The 25877-nt window shown below is 64.3% G+C and carries 26 protein-coding genes; 17 read left to right on the forward strand and 9 right to left on the reverse strand.

Annotated features, from left to right (window positions below; genetic code table 11):
- The first annotated feature begins 1 nt into the window (after window position 1).
- A complete protein-coding gene (locus V3314_RS19510; protein WP_046615128.1) occupies window positions 2-607 on the forward strand; it encodes a sarcosine oxidase in 606 nt (201 codons plus the stop codon).
- 117 nt (window positions 608-724) lie between these two features.
- Here V3314_RS19510 and V3314_RS19515 read toward each other — a convergent pair whose 3' ends face one another.
- Window positions 725-1609, reverse strand: coding sequence for a LysR family transcriptional regulator (locus V3314_RS19515; protein WP_135003104.1), 885 nt, complete (start codon window positions 1607-1609; stop codon window positions 725-727).
- Between the two features lie 145 nt (window positions 1610-1754).
- On the opposite strand from V3314_RS19515, the gene V3314_RS19520 reads away from it, so the two are divergent.
- Window positions 1755-2774 (forward strand): alpha/beta hydrolase, encoded by a 1020-nt coding sequence (locus V3314_RS19520; RefSeq protein ID WP_085599262.1) that lies wholly within the window; start codon window positions 1755-1757, stop codon window positions 2772-2774.
- A 54-nt stretch (window positions 2775-2828) separates the two neighbouring features.
- The gene (locus V3314_RS19525) at window positions 2829-3551 is read left to right on the forward strand and encodes a pirin family protein (RefSeq protein ID WP_135003103.1); all 723 of its coding nucleotides are present in this window, start codon (window positions 2829-2831) and stop codon (window positions 3549-3551) included.
- 114 nt (window positions 3552-3665) lie between these two features.
- Here the strand turns inward: V3314_RS19525 and V3314_RS19530 are convergent, their stop codons facing one another.
- Complete coding sequence (locus tag V3314_RS19530) at window positions 3666-3959, reverse strand: DUF1330 domain-containing protein (protein ID WP_085599266.1); 294 nt, start codon at window positions 3957-3959, stop codon at window positions 3666-3668.
- 78 nt (window positions 3960-4037) lie between these two features.
- Between V3314_RS19530 and ribBA the strand changes: the two genes are divergently transcribed.
- The 7 genes from ribBA to V3314_RS19565 all read left to right on the forward strand — a co-directional run bounded on the left by ribBA (window position 4038) and on the right by V3314_RS19565 (window position 12096).
- Window positions 4038-5156 (forward strand): bifunctional 3,4-dihydroxy-2-butanone-4-phosphate synthase/GTP cyclohydrolase II, encoded by a 1119-nt coding sequence (gene ribBA / locus V3314_RS19535; RefSeq protein ID WP_085599268.1) that lies wholly within the window; start codon window positions 4038-4040, stop codon window positions 5154-5156.
- 222 nt (window positions 5157-5378) lie between these two features.
- Complete coding sequence (locus V3314_RS19540; protein WP_013973153.1) at window positions 5379-6404, forward strand: ABC transporter substrate-binding protein; 1026 nt, start codon at window positions 5379-5381, stop codon at window positions 6402-6404.
- A complete protein-coding gene (locus tag V3314_RS19545; RefSeq protein WP_046614999.1) occupies window positions 6401-7318 on the forward strand; it encodes an ABC transporter permease in 918 nt (305 codons plus the stop codon). The genes V3314_RS19540 and V3314_RS19545 overlap by 4 nt, the downstream gene beginning before the upstream one ends.
- Window positions 7319-7324: 6 nt before the next feature.
- Window positions 7325-8134: an ABC transporter permease gene (locus tag V3314_RS19550; protein WP_015270845.1), complete on the forward strand. Its 810-nt coding sequence runs from the start codon at window positions 7325-7327 to the stop codon at window positions 8132-8134.
- A 19-nt stretch (window positions 8135-8153) separates the two neighbouring features.
- Window positions 8154-9302, forward strand: coding sequence for an ABC transporter ATP-binding protein (locus tag V3314_RS19555; protein ID WP_108481007.1), 1149 nt, complete (start codon window positions 8154-8156; stop codon window positions 9300-9302).
- A 238-nt stretch (window positions 9303-9540) separates the two neighbouring features.
- Window positions 9541-10848, forward strand: coding sequence for a phosphate ABC transporter substrate-binding/OmpA family protein (locus V3314_RS19560; RefSeq protein WP_085599274.1), 1308 nt, complete (start codon window positions 9541-9543; stop codon window positions 10846-10848).
- A gap of 183 nt (window positions 10849-11031) precedes the next feature.
- Window positions 11032-12096, forward strand: coding sequence for a TerC family protein (locus V3314_RS19565; RefSeq protein WP_196182769.1), 1065 nt, complete (start codon window positions 11032-11034; stop codon window positions 12094-12096).
- A 133-nt stretch (window positions 12097-12229) separates the two neighbouring features.
- Here the strand turns inward: V3314_RS19565 and V3314_RS19570 are convergent, their stop codons facing one another.
- On the reverse strand, window positions 12230-13459 hold the full coding sequence (locus V3314_RS19570) for an acyl-CoA dehydrogenase (protein ID WP_338459562.1): 1230 nt from the start codon (window positions 13457-13459) through the stop codon (window positions 12230-12232).
- Between the two features lie 140 nt (window positions 13460-13599).
- On the opposite strand from V3314_RS19570, the gene V3314_RS19575 reads away from it, so the two are divergent.
- Both V3314_RS19575 and V3314_RS19580 read left to right on the forward strand, forming a co-directional pair.
- Window positions 13600-14526 (forward strand): LysR family transcriptional regulator, encoded by a 927-nt coding sequence (locus tag V3314_RS19575; RefSeq protein WP_025339647.1) that lies wholly within the window; start codon window positions 13600-13602, stop codon window positions 14524-14526.
- A 193-nt stretch (window positions 14527-14719) separates the two neighbouring features.
- Window positions 14720-15874, forward strand: a complete 1155-nt coding sequence (locus tag V3314_RS19580; RefSeq protein WP_196172517.1) for an aminotransferase class V-fold PLP-dependent enzyme — start codon at window positions 14720-14722, stop codon at window positions 15872-15874.
- Between the two features lie 7 nt (window positions 15875-15881).
- Here V3314_RS19580 and V3314_RS19585 read toward each other — a convergent pair whose 3' ends face one another.
- From V3314_RS19585 to nfsB, 3 genes are all read right to left on the reverse strand, one after another.
- Complete coding sequence (locus V3314_RS19585; protein WP_015270851.1) at window positions 15882-16319, reverse strand: RES family NAD+ phosphorylase; 438 nt, start codon at window positions 16317-16319, stop codon at window positions 15882-15884.
- The gene (locus tag V3314_RS19590; protein WP_013973163.1) at window positions 16316-16765 is read right to left on the reverse strand and encodes an antitoxin Xre/MbcA/ParS toxin-binding domain-containing protein; all 450 of its coding nucleotides are present in this window, start codon (window positions 16763-16765) and stop codon (window positions 16316-16318) included. Before V3314_RS19590 ends, V3314_RS19585 begins: the two co-directional genes overlap by 4 nt.
- A 150-nt stretch (window positions 16766-16915) precedes the next feature.
- Window positions 16916-17569: an oxygen-insensitive NAD(P)H nitroreductase gene (gene nfsB, locus V3314_RS19595; RefSeq protein WP_085599282.1), complete on the reverse strand. Its 654-nt coding sequence runs from the start codon at window positions 17567-17569 to the stop codon at window positions 16916-16918.
- A gap of 103 nt (window positions 17570-17672) precedes the next feature.
- Between nfsB and V3314_RS19600 the strand changes: the two genes are divergently transcribed.
- The 3 genes from V3314_RS19600 to V3314_RS19610 are packed head-to-tail and all read left to right on the forward strand — an operon-like array spanning window position 17673 to window position 20109.
- Window positions 17673-18596, forward strand: coding sequence for a LysR family transcriptional regulator (locus V3314_RS19600; protein WP_085599284.1), 924 nt, complete (start codon window positions 17673-17675; stop codon window positions 18594-18596).
- A gap of 47 nt (window positions 18597-18643) precedes the next feature.
- The gene (locus tag V3314_RS19605; RefSeq protein ID WP_108481623.1) at window positions 18644-19474 is read left to right on the forward strand and encodes an AraC family transcriptional regulator; all 831 of its coding nucleotides are present in this window, start codon (window positions 18644-18646) and stop codon (window positions 19472-19474) included.
- A gap of 50 nt (window positions 19475-19524) precedes the next feature.
- Window positions 19525-20109 (forward strand): LysE family translocator, encoded by a 585-nt coding sequence (locus V3314_RS19610; protein ID WP_135003017.1) that lies wholly within the window; start codon window positions 19525-19527, stop codon window positions 20107-20109.
- Window positions 20110-20233: 124 nt separating this feature from the next.
- Here V3314_RS19610 and V3314_RS19615 read toward each other — a convergent pair whose 3' ends face one another.
- Window positions 20234-21448, reverse strand: coding sequence for a sugar transporter (locus tag V3314_RS19615; RefSeq protein WP_135002906.1), 1215 nt, complete (start codon window positions 21446-21448; stop codon window positions 20234-20236).
- Window positions 21449-21652: 204 nt separating this feature from the next.
- On the opposite strand from V3314_RS19615, the gene V3314_RS19620 reads away from it, so the two are divergent.
- Window positions 21653-22969, forward strand: a complete 1317-nt coding sequence (locus tag V3314_RS19620) for a hypothetical protein (RefSeq protein WP_046614989.1) — start codon at window positions 21653-21655, stop codon at window positions 22967-22969.
- A 137-nt stretch (window positions 22970-23106) separates the two neighbouring features.
- Here the strand turns inward: V3314_RS19620 and calA are convergent, their stop codons facing one another.
- Entirely contained in the window at window positions 23107-24159 is a 1053-nt protein-coding gene (gene calA / locus V3314_RS19625; RefSeq protein ID WP_135002907.1) for a vanillin reductase, read from the reverse strand.
- Window positions 24160-24339: 180 nt separating this feature from the next.
- Here calA and V3314_RS19630 point away from each other — a divergent pair, with 180 nt between their 5' ends.
- Entirely contained in the window at window positions 24340-25245 is a 906-nt protein-coding gene (locus tag V3314_RS19630) for an AraC family transcriptional regulator (protein WP_085599292.1), read from the forward strand.
- Between the two features lie 27 nt (window positions 25246-25272).
- Here the strand turns inward: V3314_RS19630 and thpR are convergent, their stop codons facing one another.
- Complete coding sequence (gene thpR / locus V3314_RS19635; RefSeq protein WP_108481627.1) at window positions 25273-25818, reverse strand: RNA 2',3'-cyclic phosphodiesterase; 546 nt, start codon at window positions 25816-25818, stop codon at window positions 25273-25275.
- Window positions 25819-25877: the final 59 nt, after the last annotated feature.

Raw genomic sequence — 25877 nt, forward strand, 5'->3', positions numbered from 1 at the left:
CATGACCAGTTTGCAAGCTGAAGCTTTTATTCCACGCAGCCCGCAGGCCGAGCTGTTGCACAACTGCGCGTTGACTGACCTGACCGATCTGGCGAGGGTCGGGTTTCGTGGTGGCGACAGTGCCGCTTGCCTGCAGGCGCGTGGCTACCGCTTGCCGTCGCTACCCAACCAGGCCGTGCGCCAGCAAGACGGTGGCTGGGTAGCGCGCTTGTCGCAGACCGAGTACCTGCTGCTGGGCAGCCTGGCCGACGGCGGTGCACGGGTGGCTGCCGAAGAGGCCGGGTGGGTGCAGGATACCCGCCGCCATTACCTGCTGCCGCGCCAGGACAGCCATGCCTGGCTGCAGCTGTCGGGGGTGCAATGCAGCGCGGTGATGGCCAAGTTGTGCGGGGTGGACTTGCGTGCCCAGGCGTTTCCCGTTGGGGCGGTGGCGCAGACATCGGCGGCGCGGATCAACGTGATCGTGCTGAATGTGGGGAATGATGAGAGGCCGGCGTTGCAGTTGCTGTTTGATCGGGCGTCGCTGGCGTATTTCCGTGAAGCAGTGCTGGATGCCATGGACGAGTTCGATGGTGGGTGGGCCGGGGTGGAGGAATTGATGCAATAACCTGTACCGGCCTCTTCGCGGGTAAACCCGCTCCCACAGGGTCATCACTGGGCTCGGGGCTGTGGAGTAGCTGTGGGAGCGGGTTCACCCGCGAAGAAGTTCACCCGGTGCCGAAGGTCAGAGCTGTACCAACCGCTCGCGCAGGAAGTTCACAAAACCCTGCACCGGCCGCGCCACCTGCCGGTGCTGCGGGTACACCGCAGACAGCTGCAGCGCCGGCGGCCGCCACTCATCCAGCACCGTCACCAGCTGCCCATCCGCCAGTGCCTGGCCCACGATGAAGGTTGGCAGATACGTCACCCCCATCCCGGCAATCGCGGCATCCCTGAGCAGCTCGCCATTGTTCGCCCGCATCCGCCCGGCCACCTGAATCACCTGTGCCTTGCCACCCTGGCTGAACTGCCACTGCACCTGCCGCGAATGCCCATATGGCAGGCAATCATGCCCCGCCAACTGCTCCGGCCTGGCCGGTACACCCCGTGCTTCCAGGTACGCCGGGCTCGCGCAATACACCCGCTCGACACTGGCGATGCGCCGCGCGATCAGGCTGGAGTCCTCCAGCGCGCCAATCCGTAGCGCCAGGTCATAGCCCTCGCCGATCAGGTCAACGGCGCGGTCGCTCAGATCCACTTCCACATCCACCTGCGGGTGCAACTGCAGGAACTCGGTCAGCAGGCAGCCCAGGTGCGCCATGGCGAACGACAGCGGCGCACTCAGGCGCAAGGTGCCACGCAAGGCCTGAGCCTGGCCGCTGATGTCGTGCTCCACCTGCTGCACTTCGCCCAGCAGGCGCAGCGCCGACTGGTAGTAGTGCTGGCCCAGCGGCGTAGCGTCCAGGCGCCGGGTGGAGCGATTGAGCAGGCGAACGCCCAGGCGCTCCTCCAACTGCATCAGGCGCCGGCTGACCGATTGCTTGGACATGCCCAGGCGGTCGGCCGCAGCAGTGAAACTGCCGGCCTCCATTACCTGGGCAAAGATCCGCATGTCTTCGTAAGGGTTCATTGTCTCGCTCTTGGTGACAGTCAAACGCTTTATAGCGGCTTTTTCCCATCAGCGCATCTCCCTAATCTACGCACAAGTCGCAGCGATGGCCCTGAAGGCCAGGCAAGACGCCCACTACCAACATTCAACAGATAAGGATTCGCTCATGAACATTGTCCACAAAACCCTTACCGCTTCCCTTCTGGCCCTGTCCGTCTCCAGCGCCTTCGCTGCTGGCAGCCCGGGTATAGAACAGCACACCCAGGCCTTCCTCGAAGCCCTGGAGCAAGGCGGCGGCAAGCCACTGGAGCAGCTCAGCCCGAAAGACGCCCGCGCAGTGCTGACCGGTGCCCAGGCCTCGGTCAAGGTCGATCTCTCGGGTATCGAGGTGCAGGAGCGCACCATCCAGGCCAACGGCGAGTCGATCAAACTGCAAGTGGTGCGCCCGGCCAACGTGAAGGGCGAGTTGCCGGTGTTCATGTTCTTCCACGGTGGCGGCTGGGTACTCGGCGATTTCCCGACCCACCAGCGGCTGATCCGCGACCTGGTGGTTGGCTCTGGGGCAGTGGCGGTCTACGTCGACTACACCCCATCGCCGGAAGCGCACTACCCGACGGCGATCAACCAGGCCTACGCCGCCACCCGCTGGGTAGCCGAGCATGGCAAGGAAATCGGCGTGGACGGCAAGCGCCTGGCCGTGGCCGGCAACAGCGTCGGCGGCAACATGGCGGCAGTAGTGGCCTTGAAAGCCAAAGAGGCCGGCACCCCGGCCCTGCGCTTCCAGCTGCTGCTGTGGCCGGTGACCGATGCCAGCTTCGAAACTGCGTCGTACAAGCAATTTGCCGAGGGGCATTTCCTTACCACCGGGATGATGAAGTGGTTCTGGGACAACTACACCACCGACGCCAAGGCACGGGCGCAGATCTACGCCTCGCCGTTGCGGGCCAGCAGTGAACAGTTGAAAGGCTTGCCGCCAGCGCTGGTGCAAACGGCGGAGTTCGATGTGCTGCGTGACGAGGGTGAGGCTTATGCCCGCAAGCTGAACGCTGCTGGGGTGACCGTTACCTCGGTACGCTACAACGGCATGATTCATGACTACGGGCTGCTCAACCCCTTACATCAGGTGCCTGCCGTGCAAGCGGCCATGCGCCAGGCCGCTGGCGAGCTGAAAGTGCACCTGCAATAACCTCATCCACCCATGCGGCAGGGCCTGGTGCCCTGCCGGCTCAGGAGACCCGTCATGCTCACCGTCCGCAACGCCAAAGACCGCGGCCTGGCCTTCCATGGCTGGCTGAAATCGTTCCACACCTTCTCCTTCGGCCACTACCGCAACCCGGACGAGCAAGGTTTCTCCGACCTGCTGGTGATCAACGACGACCGCGTCATCCCCGGCAAGGGCTTTGGCCAGCACCCGCACCGCGACATGGAGATTTTCTCCTACGTGCTGGAAGGCGCGCTGGAGCACAAGGACACGCTGGGCACCGGCTCGGTAATCCGCCCGGGCGATGTGCAGCTGATGAGCGCTGGCCACGGCGTGGCCCATAGCGAGTTCAACCACAGCCAGGTGCAGCCGGTGCACTTCCTGCAGATCTGGATCGTGCCGAACGTGCAAGGGGCAACACCGCGTTACCAGCAACAGCATTTCAGTACTGAAGAAAAGCGCGGCAAGCTGCGCCTGATCATCTCGCCGGATGGCGCCGAGGGGTCACTGCAGGTACGGCAGAACGCGCGGGTGTATGCCGGTCTGTTCGATGGTGACGAGCGTGCCACCCTGACCTTGCCGGAAAACCGCCATGCCTACGTGCACGTGGCCCGGGGCAGCATCGAGCTGAATGGGCAAGTGCTGAGCGAAGGGGATGGGGTGCGGGTGAGGCAGGAACAGGTGCTGGAACTGGGCAATGGGGTGGATGCCGAGGTGCTGGTGTTCGACCTGCGGCCGCATGAGTTGCCTGGCATGCCATAAGGCAGGTCCGGCCCTTTCGCGGGTAAACCCGCTCCCACAGGAACGCCACAGACTTCGAAATCTGTGGCGTACCTGTGGGAGCGGGTTTACCCGCGAAGGGGCCGCAAATCCAACTCAGGGCTCGAACCCTTCGACGATGATCACTTCAGCCTTCGCCACCCCCTGACGATGGCTGCAAGCCTCCTGGTACAGCTCGGACCGGTAGCACGCCAGCGCCTGTTCGTACGAATCGAACTCGATCACCACGCTACGCTGAGGGGTAAGCCGCCCTTCCATTGCCTCGCTACGCCCGCCACGGGCCAGGAAACGGCCACCGAATGCCTTGAAGGCAGCCGGGGCGCGTTGGGTGTACTGCTGGTATTGCTCGTGATCGGTCACGTCCACATGGGCGATCCAATAGGCCTTCATGCGCTGCTCTCCTGTTACGGCGATATTTGTGTATGATGGTATACCATAATAATCACCCCACCACAGTGAGCGTGCAACATGGCTTTCAACACCATCGACGAACTTCTCGAGGACTACCGGCAAGGCAAGATGGTCCTGCTGGTGGATGACGAGGACCGGGAAAACGAAGGCGACCTGCTGATCGCCGCCGAGCGTTGCGACGCCCACGCCATCAACTTCATGGCCCGTGAAGCGCGCGGGCTGATCTGCCTGACCCTGACCGACGAACACTGCCAACGCCTGGGCCTGGAGCAGATGGTGCCGGCCAACGGCAGCGTGTTCAGTACCGCCTTCACCGTATCGATCGAGGCGGCCACGGGCGTTACCACCGGTATTTCCGCCGCCGACCGAGCGCGTACCGTGGCGGCGGCCATGGCCCCCAACGCCCGCCCCGAAGACCTGGTGCAACCCGGCCACATCTTCCCCCTGCGCGCCCGCGAAGGCGGTGTGCTGACCCGCGCCGGCCACACCGAAGCCGGCTGCGACCTCGCACGCCTGGCCGGCTTCACCCCGGCGTCGGTAATCGTCGAAGTGCTCAACGACGACGGCACCATGGCCCGGCGCCCGGACCTGGAAGTGTTCGCTGCCCGGCACGGCATCAAGATCGGCACCATCGCCGACCTCATCCACTATCGCTTGAGCACCGAGCAGACCATCAAGCGTATCGGCGAACGCGAACTGCCGACGGTGCATGGCACCTTCCGCCTGGTCACCTACGAAGACCGCATCGAAGGTGGCGTACACATGGCCATGGTCATGGGCGATATCCGCCGCGAGCAGCCGACACTGGTGCGGGTGCACGTGATCGACCCGCTGCGCGACCTGGTCGGCGCCGAATACGCCGGCCCCGCCAACTGGACGCTTTGGGCGGCGCTGCAGAAGGTGGCCGAGGAAGGCGCCGGCGTGGTGGTGATCCTGGCCAACCATGAGTCCTCGCAGGCGCTGCTGGAGCGCGTGCCACAGCTGACCCAGCCGGTGCGGCCTTACCAGCGCGGGCAATCGAAGGTGTACTCGGAGGTGGGTACAGGCGCGCAGATCCTGCAGGACCTGGGCGTCGGCAAGCTGCGCCACCTGGGCCCGCCGCTGAAATACGCGGGGCTGGCGGGGTATGAGCTGGAGGTGGTGCAAAGCATCCCCTTCGAGCCCGGCCCCCTGTAGGAGCGGCAAATTGCAGAGGACGGAGTGATGGCCGGTAGCCTCATGCCTCTTGCCAAAAGTTTGGAATACCATAATATGATATCCCGTAGACCTTGAATCTGCAGGCCGGCACCTACAATCAAAAACGGCCACAAGACACTTTGTTTTAGCTGCTCCCCGAACACTGTTGGCGGGCGCACCACAAGCCCCGCCTCGAATAACAAAAGCAACGAGGGCGTAACCATGCTGTTGAGCAAACGTGTAACCGCAGTGCTGTCCGCCAGCCTGCTGACCCTGGCATGTCAGGCCGCCCAGGCCGCCGACAGCCTGAACTTCGTCAGCTGGGGCGGTACCACCCAGGACGCCCAGAAAGAAGCGTGGGCCGTACCCTTCACCAAAGCCACCGATATCAAGGTCGTCCAGGACGGCCCTACCGACTACGGCAAGCTCAAGGCCATGGTCGAGAGCGGCAACGTGCAGTGGGACGTGGTCGACGTCGAAGCCGACTTCGCCCTGCGTGCCGCCAGCGAAGGCCTGCTCGAACCCCTCGATTTCACCCAGATCAAGCGCGACAAGATCGACCCGCGCTTCGTCTCCGACCATGGCGTCGGCTCGTTCTTCTTCTCCTTCGTGCTCGGCTACAACGAAGGCAAGCTCGGTGCCAACAAACCGGTGGACTGGACCGCACTGTTCGATACCAAGACCTACCCCGGCAAGCGCGCCCTGTACAAATGGCCCAGCCCGGGTGTACTGGAACTGGCCCTGCTGGCCGACGGCGTAGCCCCCGACAAGCTGTACCCTCTGGACCTGGACCGCGCCTTCAAGAAGCTCGACACCATCAAGAAAGACATCGTCTGGTGGGGCGGTGGCGCCCAGTCGCAGCAACTGCTGGCCTCGGGTGAAGCCTCGCTCGGCCAGTTCTGGAACGGCCGCGTCTATGCCCTGCAGCAAGACGGTGCACCGGTGGGTGTGAGCTGGAAGCAGAACCTGGTCATGGCCGACTTCCTGGTCATCCCCAAAGGTGCCAAGAACAAGGACGCGGCCATGAAGTTCCTGGCCAATGCCAGCAGCGCCGAAGGCCAGGCCGAGTTCGCCAACAAGACCGCCTACGCGCCGGTGAACGTCGACAGCGTGGCCAAGCTGGACAAAGACCTCGCGCAGAACCTGCCGACCGCCTACGCCCAGGACCAGGTCACCCTCGACTTCGCCTACTGGGCCAAGAACGGCCAGGCCATCGCAGCCCGCTGGAATGAGTGGTTGGTCAAATGAAAGTCGCCATCAACGCCCTGCATGACGCGCAAGGTGCCCCCACGGGCACCGGCGCTCCGGGAACTGCCCCGCGCCGCGTCAGCCTGAGCCAGCGCTGGAAAGGCAGCCGCAATTTACTGCCGGCCCTGCTGTTCCTTGGCCTGTTCTTCTTCGCCCCGCTGGCCGGCCTGTTGCTGCGCGGGGTGCTGGAGCCGACGCCGGGCCTGGGCAACTACGAGCAGTTGTTCGCCAACTCGGCTTATGCACGGGTGCTGTTCAACACCTTCTCGGTGGCCGGCGTGGTCACCCTGATCAGCGTGCTGCTGGGCTTCCCGCTGGCCTGGGCAATTACCCTGGTGCCCAAGGGCTGGGGCCGCTGGTTGCTGAACATCGTGCTGCTGTCGATGTGGACGAGCCTGCTGGCGCGCACCTACTCGTGGCTGGTGCTGCTGCAGAGTTCGGGGGTGATCAACAAGGCGTTGATGGCCATGGGTATCATCGATGCCCCGCTGGAAATGGTGCACAACCTGACCGGCGTGGTGATCGGCATGAGCTACATCATGATCCCGTTCATCGTGCTGCCGCTGCAGGCGACCATGCACGCCATCGACCCGATGGTGCTGCAGGCCGGCTCGATCTGCGGCGCCAGCCCGTGGACCAATTTCTGGAAGGTGTTCCTGCCGCTGTGCCGCTCGGGGCTGTTCTCCGGGGCGCTGATGGTGTTCGTGATGTCGCTCGGTTACTACGTCACCCCGGCCCTGCTGGGCGGTGCGCAAAACATGATGCTGCCCGAATTCATCATCCAGCAGGTGCAGTCGTTCCTCAACTGGGGCCTGGCCAGCGCCGCCGCCGCACTGCTGGTGGTGATCACCCTGGTGCTCTTCTACCTGTACCTGAAGCTGCAGCCGGAATCCCCGGTCGGCAACGCGAGGTAAACCGCCATGCTCCTGTCTCCCAACGCCATGGGTCGCCCGCTGCGCACGGGCCTGTACCTGACCACCGGGGTCATCGCGGCCTTCCTGCTGCTGCCGGTGGTGTTCATCGTGTTGCTGTCGTTCGGCTCGTCGCAGTGGCTGGTGTTTCCGCCACCGGGCTGGACCTTCAAGTGGTACGGCCAGTTCTTCTCCAACCCGGAGTGGATGGACGCCGCGCTGGCCAGCCTGAAGGTGGCCGTGCTGACCACCATCGCCGCCGTGCTGCTCGGCCTGCCCACCGCGTTTGCCCTGGTGCGTGGCCGCTTCCCCGGCCGCGAGCTGCTGTATGGGCTGTTCACCATGCCGATGATCGTGCCGCTGGTGATCATTGCCGTAGCGGTGTACGCGCTGTTCCTCAAGCTCGGCTACACCGGCACACTGTTCGCCTTCGTGGTCAGCCACGTGATCGTCGCCCTGCCCTTCACCATCATCTCGATCATCAACTCGCTGAAGCTGTTCGACCAGTCGATCGAGGATGCCGCGGTGATCTGCGGCGCCTCGCGCCTGCAGGCAATCTTCAAGGTGACCTTCCCGGCGATTCGCCCGGGGATGATCGCTGGCGGCCTGTTTGCCTTCCTGGTGTCGTGGGATGAAGTGGTGCTGAGCGTGATGATGGCCAGCCCCGACCTGCAGACTCTGCCGGTGAAGATGTGGACCACCCTGCGCCAGGACCTCAGCCCGGTCATCGCCGTGGCCTCGACCCTGCTGATCGGCCTGTCGCTGCTTGTCATGTTCATTGCCGCCGCCTTGCGCCGGCGCACCGAAGCCAACGCCTGAGCGCGCGGAGAAAACAACAATGAGTGCAGTGATCAAAGACAACGCGCACGGCAAGACCCTGGTCAGCCTGCGCGGCCTGAACAAGCACTACGGCGACTTCACCGCCGTGGACAACCTCGACCTGGAAATCCAGGACGGCGAGTTCCTGACCTTCCTCGGTTCCAGCGGGTCGGGCAAGTCCACCACCCTGTCGATGCTGGCTGGCTTCGAAACACCGAGCAGCGGCGAGATCCTGGTCGATGGCCAGTCGCTGGTCAACGTGCCGCCGCACAAGCGTGACATCGGCATGGTGTTCCAGCGCTATTCGCTGTTCCCGCACCTGAACGTGCGCGACAACATCGGCTTCCCGCTGGCCATTCGCAAGCTCGGCGCCAGCGAAACCAGCAAGCGCGTCGACGCCATGCTCAAGCTGGTACAGCTGGAGAAGTTCGCCCACCGCAAGCCATCGCAGATGTCCGGTGGCCAGCAGCAGCGCGTGGCGATTGCCCGGGCCCTGGTGTACGAACCGCGCATCCTGCTGATGGACGAACCGCTCGGCGCGCTGGACAAAAAGCTGCGCGAAGACCTGCAGGATGAACTGCGCCAGTTGCACCGGCGCCTGGGCATCACCATCGTCTACGTCACCCACGACCAGGAAGAAGCCATGCGCCTGTCCCAGCGCATCGCCATCTTCAGCCATGGCAAGATCGTCGGCCTGGGCACCGGTTACGACCTGTACCAGAACCCGCCAAATGCCTTCGTCGCCTCGTTCCTGGGCAACTCCAACTTCCTGCGGATCAAGGCCAGCAGCAATGGCGCGGGCAGCTTCGAGGGCCAGCCGGTGGCTATCCGCCTGACCCCGGGCCTGGCCGCCTCGCAGGATGCGCTGATCATGGTGCGCCCGGAAAAGGCCCTGGCCCTGACCACCGAACAGGCCGCGCGCGAGCCGCTGCCGGCGGGCTGGAACGAGGTCAGCGCCAAGGTTGGCGAAGTGCTGTTCCTGGGCGAGAGCCAGACCTGCCATGTGGTGACTGCGGGCGGTACCGAGCTGACGGTCAAGGCGCTGTCGGCGGCTGGCATGCCGATGCAGCCGGGGGATACCGTGAAGGTGCGCTGGGCAGTGGCGGATGCGTGCATCTATACCGAGTGGGCAGAAAGTGACCTGAGCAAGTCTGCCGGGGCGCATTGATACCGCTGGGGCCGCTTTGCGGCCCGTTCGCCGGCAAGCCAGCTCCCACAGGTACAGCGCAGGTTTCAGGATTGGAAGGCCCCTGTGGGAGCTGGCTTGCCGGCGATGGGCTGCACAGCAGCCCCATTGACGCGAACATACAGGCATCAGGCAAAGCCCACTGCCCTATGGACTGTCACATCATCATCACGCCACTGTCGTAATCTGCCGGCCAACCCTATGCCACAGGCCTCCCGGCATGCACCGCCTGCTTGTCTTGCTGCTCTCCCTGCTACCGCTGGCGTCCCTGGCCGAGCCCGCTCACCTGCGCGTGCAAGGTTCCAACACCATCGGCGCGGCCTTGCTGCCGGCGCTGGTGCAAGGGCAATTGCGCGCACAGCAAGCTACCGCCATCGAACAATACCCGGGCAATCTGGCCAACGAGACTGTCATCACTGCGCGCGATACGCGTGGCCAGCCTTTGCGCATCGAAATCGCCGCACACGGTTCCAGCACCGGTTTCGTCGCCCTCGGCCATGGCGAGGCCGACCTGGCCGCCGCGTCACGGCCGATCAACGACAACGAAGCAAGCCAACTTCAGGCCTTGGGCGACCTGCGCGCCGCTGCCGCCGAACAAGTCATCGGCCTCGATGGCGTCGCCGTCATCGTTCACCCCGACAACCCGCTGCCACAGCTCACCACAGGGCAACTGGCACAAATTTTTGCCGGGCAGATCCAGCGCTGGGAGCAGTTGGGTGTTTCCGGCGGGGCCATCCACCTGTACGCCCGCGACGACCGCTCCGGTACCTTTGAGACTTTCAAGGCCCTGGTGCTGGAACCCCAGCACACCGAGCTTTCCCCCCAGGCCCAACGCTTCGAGTCCAGCGACGAACTGGCCGCGCGGGTAAGCACCGACCGCCAGGCCATCGGTTTCAGCAGCCTGGCGGCGGTGCATGGTGCCAAGGTGCTGGCGGTGGCCGAGGGTGACGCGCCGGCCATGCTGCCGGAGCGTGCACTGGTGGCCAGCGAGGACTACCCGCTATCGCGGCGCCTGTACTTCTACCTTCCGGCCAACCCCAAGCCCCAGGCCAAGGCCCTGGCCGATTTCGCCCAGAGCCCGGCGGGCCAGGTGATCGTCGCTGAGCAGGGTTTCGTTTCGCAGCAGATCAAGGCCCAACCTGTAGCTCCCCAGGCCGACATGCCGCCGCGCTATCGCACCTTGGTCCAGCAGGCACAGCGGTTGAGCGTTAACTTCCGCTTTCAGGAAGGCAGTGCCAGCCTCGACAACAAGGCCCTGCGCGATGTGCAGCGGGTGGCCGACTACCTGCGCCAAGCAGGCAAGTTGCAGCGCAAGGCGGTGCTGGTAGGCTTTGGCGACCCCAAGGAGACACCAGGCCGCGCCGCGCTGCTCTCCCGCCTGCGGGCCCAGGCGGTGCGCCGCGAGCTGGCGCGCGATGGCGTGGAGGTGCTGGAGGTGACGGGGATGGGGGATGACCTGCCAGTGGCAGGGAACGAGTTGGAGCAAGGGCGGCTGCGCAATCGCCGGGTGGAAGTGTGGGTGTATTGATCCGAAAGCGGCCCATATCCCTGCAGGCCTTGCCTGGCAAAGAAATGTAACAGCTCCCCATTCGGCATCACCGGCAAACGGGTCTAGGCTCAAGCCCATGTGATACCGGGCCCCTCTGACGGCTGCCAGGCCGCCATGTCGGATCACTGTTGCCATGCAACGTCGACATTGAAGGAGGGGCTCATGACAGCTCTGCAGACATTCCTCACCACCCCGTTCCTCGGTACCAGCGCCTGGTTGTGGCTGGTGTTCATGGCCATCGTCATCGGTTTGCTGGTACTCGACCTCGGCGTGCTGCACCGCCACGAGCGGGAAATCGAAATGCGCGAGAGCCTGCTGCTGTATTCGGGCTATTTCAGCGTCGGCGTGCTGTTCGGCGTCGGGGTCTGGTACCAGTTGGGCGCGCAGTCTGCGCTTGAGTTCTACACCGGGTTCCTGGTCGAGCAGTCGCTGTCGATGGACAACGTGTTCGTCATGGCGATGATCTTCAGCTATTTCGCCATCCCCCGCCGCTACCAGCACCGCGTGCTGTTCTGGGGCATCCTCGGGGTGGTTTTCCTGCGGGCGATCATGATCGGCGTGGGCGCGGCGCTGGTGCAGAACTTCGCCTGGGTACTGTATATCTTCGGTGCCTTCCTGCTGTTTACCGGGGTCAAGATGGCGCTGTCGAAGGAGGACAGCCGCCCGGACCTGGCGAACAACCCGGTCCTGAAATTCGTGCGTCGGCACATGCGGGTCACCGAGCAGATCCACGGCTCGCACTTTTTCGTGCAGCACACCCCGCCTGGGCAGCACAAGGCGCTACGCCATGCCACCCCGCTGTTCATGGCGCTGGTACTGATCGAACTGGCCGACCTGGTGTTCGCAGTCGACAGCGTCCCGGCAATCTTCGCCATCACCCAGGACCCGTTCATCGTCTACACCTCGAACATCTTCGCCATCCTCGGCTTGCGCTCGCTGTACTTTGCGCTGGCGGCACTGATGCACCGGTTCGTTTACCTCAAGTACGCGCTGGCACTGGTGCTGATCTTCATTGGCTGCAAGATCTTCTACCACGGCATGGTGGGCAAGGTGCCGGCGTTGTTGTCGTTGGGGGTGACGTTCGGGTTGTTGCTGGGTGGGGTGGTTGTTTCGCTGGTCAAGACGCGGGGGGAGAAGCCGGAAATCGAGGGTGCTCAATCCAGACAGCCTTCAAATGCCGATCGCACAGTAAGCGAGAAGGAGGAAGACCCGCAGATGCGGGTCTGACCATCCAGAGTGAGCCTTCAAGGGCCTCTTCGCGGGCTTGCCCGCTCCCACAGGTATTGCGCACAGCTTGGAGGCGGCACAGTTCCTGTGGGAGCGGGCAAGCCCGCGAAGAGGCCGGAACAGGCGGGCAAAATCACCGCCCGCTACGCATCATCTCCGCCGGCACATACTTGCCGATCTCATACTTGCCGATCGCTGCCCGATGCACTTCATCCGGCCCGTCGGCCAGGCGCAAGGTACGCTGCATGGCGTACATGTAAGCCAGCGGGAAATCGCCACTCACCCCTGCCCCGCCATGAATCTGGATAGCCCGGTCGATCACCTTCAGTGCCACGTTCGGCGCCACTACCTTGATCTGTGCAATCTCGCTGCGGGCGACCTTGTTGCCGACCGTGTCCATCATGTATGCCGCTTTCAACGTCAGCAGCCGGGCCATGTCGATCTCCATGCGCGAGTCGGCGATCTTGTCGACGTTGCCGCCCAGACGCGCCAGTGGCCGGCCGAAGGCGGTACGCTCCAACGAGCGCTTGCACATCAGCTCCAGCGCGCGCTCGGCCATGCCGATCGAGCGCATGCAGTGGTGGATGCGGCCGGGGCCAAGGCGCCCCTGGGCAATCTCGAAGCCACGGCCCTCACCCAGGATCACGTTCTCATACGGCACCCGCACGTTCTCGAAGAGCACCTCGGCGTGGCCATGGGGAGCATCGTCATAGCCGAACACCGGCAGTGGGCGCACGATTTTCACACCAGGCGCATCGGTGGGCACCAGCACCATCGAGTGCTGCTGGTGGCGTGGCCCTTCAGGGTTGGACAGGCCCATGAAGATCATTACCTTGCAGCGCGGGTCGCAAGCGCCGGAGGTCCACCACTTGCGGCCGTTGATTACCCATTGGTCACCGTCACGCACTGCAGTGGCGGCCATGTTGGTGGCATCCGAGGACGCCACGTCCGGTTCGGTCATGGCGAATGCCGAACGGATCTCGCCACGCAGCAGCGGCTCCAGCCACTGGCGCTTCTGCGCTTCGCTGCCATAACGCACCAGCACTTCCATGTTGCCGGTGTCCGGCGCCGAGCAGTTGAACGGCTCCGGGCCGAGCAACGAACGGCCCATGATTTCCGCCAGCGGGGCATATTCCAGGTTGCTCAGGCCGGCACCGTATTCCGATTCGGGCAGAAACAGGTTCCACAGCCCTTCGGCGCGCGCCTTGGCCTTGAGTTCTTCCATGATCGCGGTGGGCTGCCAGCGGTCACCCTCGGCGACCTGGCGCTCGAACACCGCCTCGGCGGGGTAGACATAGGCGTCCATGAACGCGCTGACGCGCTCACGCAGTGCCTGGACCTTGGGCGAATAGGCGAAATCCATCGGGGCTACCTTCACGGTTCGGAGTACATGGGCCAGAGCCTAGAGCAGCATGGCCCCATCCACCTAGTCTATTTTCCGCGTGTATAAACATTCATAACCGATATATGATCGGCCAATAATTCCAACAAAGAGCGGCGCCCATGAACCTCAGCAAGGTCGACCTCAACCTGTTCATCGTGTTCGATGCGATCTATACCGAAGCCAACCTGACCCGCGCCGGGCAGATCGTCGGCATCACCCAGCCGGCAGTGTCCAACGCCCTTTCGCGGCTGCGCGAAACCTTCAACGACCCGCTGTTCGTGCGTACCGCGCAAGGCATGGTGCCCACGCCCATGGCGCAGAACATCATCGGCCCGGTGCGCAATGCCCTGGCACTGCTGCGCACCTCGGTGCAGGAAAGCCGCATCTTCAACCCGCAACAGGCCAACAAGACCTTCCGCATCAGCATGACCGACCTTACCGAAGCGGTGATCCTGCCACCGCTGTTCCAGCGCTTGCGCCGCCTGGCGCCGGCGGTGCTGATCGAAAGCTTTTTGTGCAAGCGCCGCGAGACCACCAAGGAACTTGCCGCCGGCCGCCTGGACTTCGCCATCGACGCACCGTTGAACACCGACCCGCAGGTACGCCACGTCAAACTGATGCAAGACCGCTATGTCTGCGCCCTGCGCCAGGGCCACCCGCTGGCCGACAGCAAGCTGACCCTCGACAACTACCTGGGCATGACCCACATCCATATTTCCAGCCGTCGCAACGGCCTGGGCTATGTCGACCTGGCCTTGGGCAAGATGGGCGTACAGCGCAAGGTTGCCTTGCGCTCGCAGCATTACCTGATGGCCTCGCAGGTATTGCAGCAGACCGACATGGCGATGACCGTCCCCGAGCGCTTCGCCCGTCGCCATCAGTTGCGTTACCAGCCACTGCCGGTGGAGGTGCCTGCGCTGGAAACGCACCTGTACTGGCATGAAAGCACCGATCAGGACCCAGCCAACCGCTGGATGCGCGAGCAGATCACCGAGTTGTGCGAACGTGTGGTGGCCGAGGAAGAAAGGGCCTTGGCACCCGCCTGAAGAGGCTGACGAGGGCCTTTTGCTGAGCCCTCGTAACGGGGAGAAAAAATTTCCAAGAAAACCTCAGGAGATAGAAATTTTTCTTGAGCATCTTGAGAATAGAGCCGCTGGAAGCGAAAAATATCTCTCAAGCAGCGGGTACGCTTGCTCCAACGATCGTCGATTTCACGGCGACAGACACGGACCCGCCCCAATGCCCAGCGCCCCGCTCTACTTCGATTACGCCGCCACCACTCCGGTCGACGACCGGGTCATCGAAACCATGCTTGCCTGCCTTGGCAGCCAGGCCAACTTCGGCAACCCGGCATCCAGTGGCCATGCCTTTGGCCAGGCCGCCCGCCACGCCGTGGAGCAGGCCCGCCAGCAAGTGGCCGAACGCGTCGGCGCACAGGCCGCTGCACTGGTCTGGACATCAGGTGCGACCGAGTCCAACAACCTGGCGCTCAAGGGCATTGCCCAGGGCCTCGGCCAGCCCGGGCACCTGATCACCAGCCAACTGGAACACAAGGCCGTGCTCGACACGGTGGCCGAACTGGAGCGCCAGGGCTGGGCCGTTACCCGCCTGGCACCGGATGCCGCCGGCCTGATTCAGCCTGCGGCGGTGCAGGCAGCGTTGCGCGGCGACACACGCCTGGTGTCGCTGATGGCGGTCAACAATGAACTGGGTACGATCACTGACTTTGCCGCGATTGGCGAACAGGTACGTGCCCATGGTGCCCTGCTGCACGTGGATGCGGCGCAGGCGGTGGGCAAACTGGCCATCGACCTGAACGCGATGGCCGTGGACCTGATGTCGTTCTCGGCGCACAAGGTGTATGGGCCCAAGGGCATCGGTGCGCTCTACGTGGGGCCACGCGCCCGCATGCTGATGCGTGCGCAGATGCACGGCGGTGGCCATGAGCAGGGCCTGCGTTCCGGCACCCTGGCGACCCATCAGATTGCCGGCATGGGCAGCGCCTTTGCCTTGGCCGGCCAACCCGGCGACAGCGAAAACCTGCGCCTTGAGCAACTGGCAAGGCGTCTGCGCGAAGGCTTGCTGGCCCTGCCCGGCGTCACCCTCAACGGCTGCGCCAACCAGCGCATTCCCCATACCCTGAACCTGTGTATCGACAGCAAGGGCTTCAACAGCGCGGCGCTGGCCAGCGAGCTGGCGTTGTCGACCACCTCGGCCTGCAACTCTGCGAGCAATGCGGCCTCGCATGTGCTGCTCGCGCTGGGGCTGGATGAGCGCCAGGCACGCAACAGCGTGCGCCTGAGCATCGGGCGTTTCAGCAACGAGGCTGAAGTGGACAAGGCGCTCGAAGTGTTTGGCCGGGTGCTGACAGCGGCGTCAGCGGCACTTTGGTGAGCCTTCCCTAGAACAGCCGGCTGTCCGGGGTGAAGTCCTCGACCTCGAGCCTGGCACTGTTTGCCTGCGGATGGCGCGGGTTGAACAGGTAATTGGTGGTGCTGGGCATGATCGCGCTCGGCACCGGCAGCAGCAATGCCGAGCACTCGTCCAGAAAGCGGTTGCCCAGGCCCCGGGTCAGTTCGGTCTGGCTCGACCAGCCAGGCTGCAAGGCGGGCAACTGCGCTTGCGAAACGGTGTCGGGCAACTCGATACGCAGCAGCCGCATGGTGGTGGGGAAATCCTCAGGGTCGATCTCCAGGTGCACCAGCACCTCCAGCATCGCCCCGGCCGGGCTGGTGGCGGCGTACACCACTGGCCGGCCGGCCTGGTGCCAGCGGCCGCTGACACGCAAGCCGCCCGTTCCGCTCAAGTCTGCATAGGCGCTGATACGCCACAGAATCACAGGCCGAAGCCCTCGGCGATCTGCAGCAACATTTCTTCGACCTGGGTGGTGCCCTGCTGGGTGGTGAGCATCTGCATCGGTGTCAACCCCGAGAAGCGCTCTTTGGGCTTGGACAGCCAGCGCTTGGCCTTGCCCGCCTCACCGAACACGGCTTCGGCCATGGCGGTAATATGAGCCGAACGGAACAGCCGGTCGCTTTCTTCCACGGTCAGTGGCTGGTCACGTTCGATTCGGGTTTTCAGCGTGCGCAGGGGAATGATCTGGTCACGCTCCACGGGGGTGAACACGCCGAGCTCGGTCAGTTTCACCAGCCAGGTGGCGGCGAAGCCATGGGTGATGCGGGTGTGGATTTCGAAGTCACTGGCGAGTTCGGGGATTTCCAGCAGTGCATGCAGGCGCGCCCGGTACTCGTGGTAACCGTTGTCGCGAAGCACTTCGGCAAGCATGGCTCTCTCCTTTCCGGCGTTTGCCGACAAGTATGCGGCATATGCCGGACATATGCCAGTTCATGAGGCCTGTGAAAGCCTTGAAGGCGATGCCATCCTGTGGGAACGGCCCTGCTTCGCGAACGGGGCCGCAGGGCGGCCCCGGCAACCTCACAGGAAGGTGAACACCTGCGAAGCCGGCAAGCGCGACTTGTTCAAGCCAGCGTTGAAGTCCGTCTCGCTGCGATAGCCCAGGCTGAGAATGACCACACTGGTGAACCCACGCTCGCGCAAGCCCAGCTCGGCATCGAGAACCTTGCTGTCGAAGCCTTCGATCGGCGTAGCATCCAGCCCATGTGCCGCAGCCCCCAGCAAGGCAGTACCCAACGCCAGGTAAGTCTGCTTTTCCATCCAGTGCTGCACGTCCTTCTGGTCAAAGCGATGCAGGTCGACGTAGTGCCGGCGGCTCTGGTTCTGGCCGGCACGCGCCTGCTCATCACGGAAGCGGCCATCGGCAGCTTCCTGGTCGAGCACGGCATTGAGGTGCGCTTCAGTCATTTCGGTGCGGGTGCAGAACACGATCACATGCGAGGCATCGAGGATCTTCGACGAATTGTAGGCATAGCGCTCTGCGGTGCTCTTGGCCAGGCGGGCCTTGCCCTCGGCGCTGTCGGCAACGATGAAATGCCAAGGTTGCGAGTTGACAGAAGACGGGCTGTGGCGCAGTTGCTCGAGCAGCGCATCGACAGTGGCCTGGGGAATTCGGCGCGAGACATCGTAGGCTTTGGTGGTGTAACGGCGCTTGGCCAGCGAGACGGTATCCATGCAACAACTCCGGGATGAACAGGGGATTTGCCGAGCATATTATCTTTCCTGCAGAAAAGAAAAACCGGCATAATTCACCAACACTTTCACCCTAGGAGTGAAAATGCTGCGCATCGCAGACCTCGAACTGTTCGTCCGCAGCAGCGTGCTGGGCAGCTTCACCGCCGCCGCCCACGAGGCCGAACTGCTGCCAGGGCAGGTTGCCGCCGCGATCAAGCGCCTGGAGCGCGACCTGGACGTGCGCCTGTTCGCCCGCACCACCCGCAGCCTGCGCCTGACCGCCGAAGGCGAGTTGTACCTGCCGACTGCCCTGAATGTGCTGGAGAGCCTGCGCCAGGGGCGTGAAGACCTGCATGGCAACGCCAACACCCTGCGCGGCAACCTGCAGGTTTCGGCACCGTCCGACCTTGGCCGCAACATGCTGTTGCCGTGGCTGAGCGCCTTCCGCCGCGAGCACCCGGCCCTGCACCTGCGCTTCCTCCTGTCCGACCAGATCGCCGACCTCAACCGCGACCCGGTAGATGTGGCGATCCGCTATGGCCTCAACCTGGACGCCAACTACATTGCCCTGCCGCTGGCCGATTGGAACCGCCGGGTGCTGGTGGCTGCGCCCGAGTACCTGGCCCGCCACGGCCGCCCGCTCACGCCCGACGCCCTGCAGCAGCATGCCTGCCTGCTGTACATGCAGTACAACCGGGTCTACGACAAGTGGCGGGTGGGCAACCGCACCGTGCAGGTGAGTGGGCCGCTGGTCAGCGACGATGCCGACGTGATCCGCCGCCTGGCCTTGCAGGGCGAAGGCATCGTCTACAAGTCGTGGCTGGACGTAAGCGCCAACATCGCGGCCGGCGAGCTGGAAATCATCCTCCCCGAACACCATGGTGAGCCCGCCCCGGTCACTCTGGTGTGCCCGCACCGCAAGCAACTCAGCCCAGCGGTGGCACAACTGCACCTGTGGCTGCGCGAACGCTTCGAGGCCTTGCGTAACCGGGCGCTGACCAACGGCTGCACAATCGTTCCAGACTGAGCCTGGCCATTGCGCTAAGGTAGCGATTTGCGCCACGGCACGCCCCCATGAGCAACTGGATCGACCTCAAGCAAGACGCCGACACCGGCATCGAGTCGGTCCGCGCGCATTTCGTCGGGCATGCCTACGACCCGCACTGGCACGACAGCTTCCTGGTTGGCGTTACCGAGCAGGGTGTGCAGCAGTTCGATTGCCGGCGAGTACGCCATCGCAGCACGCCGGGGCACGTATTCCTGCTGGAACCCGGTGAAATCCATGACGGCCATGCGCCCACCGAGGACGGCTTCACCTATTCGACCCTGTACCTGGAACCCACCTGGGTGGACAGCCAACTGCGGGCACTTTTCGAACACGCGCCGGGCGACAGCCTGCCCAGCTTCGCCGATACCTTGTGCCACGATGAGCGCCTGGCGCGTGCCACTGCCCTCGCCTTCCAGGCCGTGCATACCCAGGACTTGCGCATTGTCCGGCAGACGGCCATGGACGACCTGCTGGCCTGCCTGACCCGCCACCTGCACTGGCGCCGGCGCCTGAACCCGGACCCGCGCCTGCCGCTGACCGCGCAGCGCGCGCGGGATTACCTGCACGCCAACCTGGAGCGCGACATCGGCCTGGAAGACCTGGCCCAGGCCTGTGGCATCGACCGCTTCCGCCTCACCCGCGCATTCAAGGCTGCATTCGGCCTGGCGCCGCATGCCTATCTGATCCAGCTGCGCCTGGCCCGGGCGCGGCGCCTGCTCGCCCAGGGCCAGACTCCCACCGAAGTGGCCATGGCCCTGGGCTTTGCCGACCAGAGCCACCTGGGGCGCTGGTTCCGCCGTGCCTACCAGCTGACCCCGGCCGACTACCGCAGGCGCTGCTCAAACCTTCCAGACTGAAAGGCGGCGGGCAGCGAGCATGGTGCTTCGTTTATCCGGAGCCCTTGATCATGTCGCAGTCGTTGTTGCCCTTCATCCTGTTTGCCCTGGTATCCAGCATCAGCCCGGGGCCGACCAACCTGTTGATTCTTGCGCATGGGGCCCGCTTTGGCCTGTGCGCGAGCCTGGCGCCGGTCGTTGCGGCCTGCGGTGCCGCAGCGGCGATCGTGCTGATGGTGGGCCTGGGGCTGGGTGAACTGCTGCTGCGCCACCCGCTGGCCCAGCAGTTGATGAGCTGGGCCGGGGTTTTGTGGTTGAGTTGGCTGGCGTGGAAGATGTTGCGCAGTGCCACCGCCCCGCTACAGGCAGCCACGGTGCAAGGCCTCAGTGCACTCAGCGCGGCCGCTCTGCAGGTGGTCAATCCGAAGGTTTGGTTGATGGCCGTGGCGGTGGTCGGGGTGTTTGCCGCGCCGTCGGTGCCAGTATGGCAACTGGCGCTGGTGTTCTTGCTGATCGCCCTGCCAAGCATGGCGGCTTGGGCGCTGCTGGGAGTGGGCAGCGCGCGCTGGTTGCAGGCACCGCGGCGGTTGCGGGTGTTCAACCAGGTGTTGGCGGGGATGTTGTTGATTTCTGCGTGGGCTGCCGTACTGGCTTGAGCCCGCTATTGCCAGTACCGGCCTCTTCGCGGGCACGCCCGCTCCCACAGGTACTGCATCGTGCCTGAAGTTGATGCAGTACCTGTGGGAGCGGGCGTGCCCGCGAAAAAAACAGCGCGGTCATTCAGGAATGCCCTGCCCCCCCGCCCATCGCCTCGCGGAATCGCCGGGTGCTGGCCACAGCCAGCAGCAACCCGGCCACCGCCACGCTACCGCCCACCAGGCCGATATCCGCCACATCCAGCTGGCTGCTGACGATACTGCCCAGCAAAGCACCACCGCCGATGCCGATATTGTAGATACCCGAGAACAGCGCCATGGCCACATCGGTGGCATCGGACGCCAGCTTCAGGGTCTTGGACTGCAGCGACAGGCTGAAGCTGAGGATCGCCACACCCCAGAACATGCTCAACGCGGCAAACACGTAGAAGTTGCCCGACAGCGGCAACAGCAGCAACAGGCACGCCGCCAACAGGCCGATCGAGCCCACCAGGAAGCCATGCGGGAAGCGGTCGCTGTAACGGCTGAACAGCAACGAGCCGAATACCCCGGCACCGCCGAACAGCAGCAACACCAGTGTGGTGCGCTCACCGCCTATCTGCGCCACGTGCAGGGCGAACGGTTCGATGTAGCTGTAAGCGGTGAACTGCGCGGTAATCACCAGCGTCACCAGCACATAGGTGATCACCAGCGCCGGGCGCTTGAACAGGATCGGCAGGCTGCGCAGCGAACCCGAGTTCTGGCTGGGCAGCAGCGGCAGCGACTTCATCAGGCACAGCATGGTCGCCAGCGCCACCCCGGCAATGCTCAGGAAGGTGATGCGCCAGCCCAGCGCTTCGCCCACCACGCGGCCCAGCGGGATACCCAGGACCATGGCCAGGGTGGTGCCAGTGGCCAATAGGCCCAGCGCCTTGGCCTGCTGGCCGGGCGGCGCTACACGCACCGCCAGGGAAGCGGTGATGGCCCAGAACACCGCATGCGCCAAAGCAATACCGATGCGGCTGACCAGCAACATGGCAAAGCTCTGCGACAACCACGACAGCAAGTGGCTGACGATGAACACCAGGAACACGAACAGCAACAGGCGCCGTCGCTCGATGTTGCGGGTCAGCAGCATCATCGGCAGCGAGGCCAGCGCCACCACCCAGGCGTAGATGGTCAGCATCAGGCCGACCTGCGCGGTACTCATGTCGAAGCTGCGGCCGATGTCGCTGAGCAGCGCCACCGGGACGAACTCGGTGGTGTTGAAGATGAAGGCCGCCAGGGCCAGCGCAATGACGCTCAGCCAGCTGCCGCTACCCGCCGTGGGTGGCATGTTGGTGGGTATGGGTCCATTCATGGGTGCAAACCGCTTCTCCGCAGGCAAGGCAACAGGACGCACGCCAGTCACCCGCTTGCCGGGGTGTGGACGCACGCTTTGTTATTGGAAGGAATGCCCGGCATGGTACGCGTCAAGCCGGGGGCTCACAACCGCGAAGCGGGCAGAAGGAGTAACATGCGCGCTTTGTACGAACGCGTATGCAACAAGGAGCCCGATCCGCTAATGGACCAGCAGCACACCCAGCAGCAGTGGCAGCAGGCGGTCATCGCCTATGCGCAGGCCGTCAACGACTATGTCGCGCAGGGCCGCGCGCAAGGTTGGGATGACCTGGAAGAGCCCCTGCCGCAAGCCACCGAGCATTTGCTCGATGCCTGGCTGCAAGCCCTGCAAGCAGCCAACCGGCCTGGCGTCGAAGCCTCCGAACAGCAAGCCTTCCGCGAAGCCTGGCCGCCCGCCCACCACCCATTGCTACCGCTGATCAAGGAGCACGGGCAAGGCATCGGCAACGTCCTGCTGCTGGAGGATGGCAGCCTGCTGGCACGCATCGGCATGCCGCATGACAAAGGCCAGGTGGTGCGCATTGACAATCTCGGGGTGACCCCGGTGATCGGCGTCGATCACTTCGGCCGCTGTCCGGCCCGGCGCTATTTCGCCCTGGCCAATGCAGAGGGCATACGCGTGACCGATGGCTGGGGGGGCCCGCAGGTGCTGCGCCTGAGCTGGCCCACGGGGCTGGAGGGGTTGCCGCCGGGTTACCCGTTCGAGCCATTCGAACTGCCGCCCACGCCGTCCGCACTGATCCCCTTCCCGGATGGCCAGCGGGTGCTGCTGGTGAGTGCCGAGGGTATCTTCCTGCTGGCCCGCCACGGCGCGACCCGCTTGCTGCCGCAACAGGCGCGGGTGCTCGACGAACTGGACGAAGGCACCGACCCGGACGACATCAGCCTCGGGCTGAGCATGGAGCATGGTGCGGTGTCGGTGGATGGCCGGTTGATCGTGGTCGGCGAACAAGGCAGCCGTCATCTGGTACTGGACGACCAGCTCAGGCCCGTAGCAGCAATCGGCCCGGCCAGCGAGTATCCGCACTTTGCGCTGTTCAACCACGCGGGTGACCAGTTGATAGTCAATGCCTGCCATTTCTACAGCGGTGCCACACTTGCCGTCAGGGTGGCCGACTTGCCGGGGTTGGACACCGACTACTACAGCCAGGACCCACGTACCCCGCTGGTACAGGATGGTGCACGGGTGTATGCCGGCGTGGCGCGCGACGGTGAGTACATCGTGGGGGATGCCTATGGTTACCTGCGGGCGTTTGGCGAAGATGGCGTGGAGCATTGGCAGCATTACCTGGGGTCGACCATCAGTGCGCTGGATATCAGTGCTGACGGGCGTACGCTGGTGGCAGCGAGCCATGCCGGGTTTGTTTCGGTGGTTGCCCTGGATAGCGGGCGGCCTGCCTGGCAGATCGGTACCGGGGCGCATGGCGAGGTACGGCGGTGGTTGTTCTGGAAAGGCTGGGACAGGGCATTGGCCTGGTAACAGATCCAGCGTCTTCATTGCCTGTGCCGGCCTCTTCGCGGGTAAACCCGCTGCCACAGGCAAATCACAGCTCACGAAGCCTGTGCTGTACCTGAGGGAGCGGACGAGCCTGCGAAGAGGCCGGGACAGGCAACCAATCAGCCCTGCAAAGTGGCCATGTCGATCACGAACCGGTACTTCACGTCCCCGGCAATCATCCGCTCATACGCCTGGTTGATATTGCGGATATCCAGCAACTCGATATCACAACGAATCGCGTGCTCGGCACAGAAATCCAGCACTTCCTGTGTCTCGGCAATTCCGCCGATCAATGACCCCGCCAGCACCCGACGCTTCATCACCAGATTGGCCGCGTGCACCGCCGGGGCGATCGGCTCGATCAGGCCGACCAGGATGTGTACACCATCGAATTTCAGGGTTTCCAGGTACGGGTTGAGGTCGTGCTGCACCGGGATGGTGTCGAGCAGGAAGTCGAAACGGCCCGCCGCGGCGTGCATCTGCTCGGCATCGGTGGACACGATCACATGGTCGGCACCCTGGCGACGGGCTTCCTCGGCCTTGCCCTGGGAACGGGTGAACAGGGTCACTTCGGCGCCAAGGGCTTTGGCCAGCTTGATAGCCATGTGGCCCAGGCCGCCCATGCCGAGGATGCCGATCTTGTGACCAGGGCCGACGCCGTGGTGCTTGAGCGGCGAATAAGTGGTGATGCCGGCGCAGAGAATTGGCGCGGCGCTGGGCAGGTCCATGCCGGCCGGGATGCGCACCACGAAGTGCTCGCTGACCACGATGCTGCTGGAGTAACCGCCCATGGTGTTGCTACCGTCGACCCGGTCCGGGGTGGCGTAGGTCATGGTCGGGCCTTCCAGGCAATATTGCTCCAGGTCCTTGGCACAGGCTTCGCAGTGGCGGCATGAGTCGACCATGCAGCCAACGCCGACCAGGTCGCCGACCTTGTGCGCGGTCACTTTGTCGCCCACCGCAGTGACGCGGCCGATGATCTCGTGGCCAGGCATCAGCGGGTACACGGCGATGCCCCATTCGTTGCGCGCCTGGTGAATGTCGGAGTGGCACACGCCGCAGTACAGGATATCGATGGCGACGTCGTCAGGGCGCGGGCTGCGACGTTCGAAGGTCATGGGAGCCAGAGGGCTGGTGGGGGTCTGGGCGGCGTAACCGATGGCGGTGTACATGCAGGGCCTCGCTATGAAGTGAAACGATTCAGGCTGCGCATTCTGCGCGCCATGCGTGGCTCCGCCCACGGCTGATTCTCCGGTATCGATGCCTGATTCTCCGAAGATGCCATGCAACATCTGGCGCCGAGCGTTCATTCTGCGATGATCAAACTGTCTGATCCTCTGCCCAGGTCCATCATGCAATTGACCCGACACGTCGACGCCAATGCGCCGCTTTGCACACTGATCCGCAGCCTCGCCACGCGCCCGGGCTTCGTGCCTACGCACCTGCCCCAGGTGCAGGTGCTGAGTTGGGATCACTATGTGGCCAGCAGCCCGCAGATCTACGAACCCAGCCTGATGATTCTGGCCCAGGGCAGCAAGCTGGCACGCCTGGGGCCGCGTACCCTGGAGTACGGCGCCGGGCATTACCTGGTGCAGGCATTGTCGGTACCGTTCATGTGCGAAACCTTCGCCACTCCCCAAGCACCGTTGCTGGGCGTGGCGGTGGATATCGACCGCAGCGTGCTGGGTGAACTGGTGCAAAGCATGGCCCTGGCGCCGGATGCCGCAGTGCAGGCGCAAACCCCGCAGTCGATGACCTCGGCGGCACTGGATGCGCCGATGCGCGAATGCGTGGAACGGCTGCTGCGCTGCCTGCAGGACCCAGTGGACGCCAGGGTACTGGGCCCGGCGCGGGTACGCGAGGTGCTGTACACCGCCTTGCGCGGCCCACAGGCGGGCGTGTTGCGGGCGCTGGTGGAGCAACAAGGGCACTTCGCCCGCATCGGCGCCGCCCTTGCCTACCTGCGCGAACACTACACCGAGCCGCTGAGCGTGGAAGCGCTGGCCGCGCGCGCCAACATGAGCGTTTCGACCTTCCACGAGCACTTCAAGCGCTGCACCGACATGGCACCGATGCAGTACCTCAAGCGCCTGCGGCTGCTGAAGGCGCAGCAGATGCTGATCGGCGAAGGCCTGGGGGTGGCACAGACCGCGCACCGGGTGGGGTACCAGAGCACCTCGCAGTTCAGCCGCGAATACAAGCGCCAGTTCGACCGCAGCCCCGGGGATGAATTGCCGTACCAGAGCCTGCCGGTGTAATCGCCTGCCCTGGCGCCATGGCCTGAATCAGCTCGACAGCGGCCATTGCGCCAATGGCCAATAAGCGCCCTTGCGCGACTCGTACAGTGTGAAATGGCGGGCGGCGAGGTAAAAATCCGGCGCGCTGCTGGCTTCTGGCGGCTGGCCGCGGTAATCCCTGGCCAGCGTCAGGTGCGGGCGATACTCACGGTCGGCCGCTTCCACTCCCAACGGCAGCAGCGCCTGCTGCAAGCTGTACACCAGCTGCAACAGGGCCGGCGGCGTCTGCTGTGCCTCCAGCACCAAGGCGCTGGCCCGCTGCCACACCTGCAAGCGGTCCAGTACCAGCCGCGGTGCTGCGGACGACAGCGAAAGCTGGTCGACCGCCGCGCAAATTGCAGGCACCTGGGCGGTATCCACATCGCCCAGAAACAGCAATGTCACGTGGAAGTTGGCGGCCGGCACCGGCTTGCCGCTGCGCAGGTTCAAGCCACGTCGCCACTGAGCCAGGGCGCGACGCTGAGCCTCGCTGACCGGCAAGGCGAAAAACAACCGCTTGAAGGGGGTTCCGCCGGGGCGTACGTCCTGAATCATACGAACTCCTCAACATGAAACGTTTGCGCAAGGCTGTAGGGCATTACACCTAAGTCGCC

It is taken from the genome of Pseudomonas sp. TE3-3-F2023, assembly GCF_036784815.1.
Lineage (GTDB): Bacteria > Pseudomonadota > Gammaproteobacteria > Pseudomonadales > Pseudomonadaceae > Aquipseudomonas > Aquipseudomonas pudica.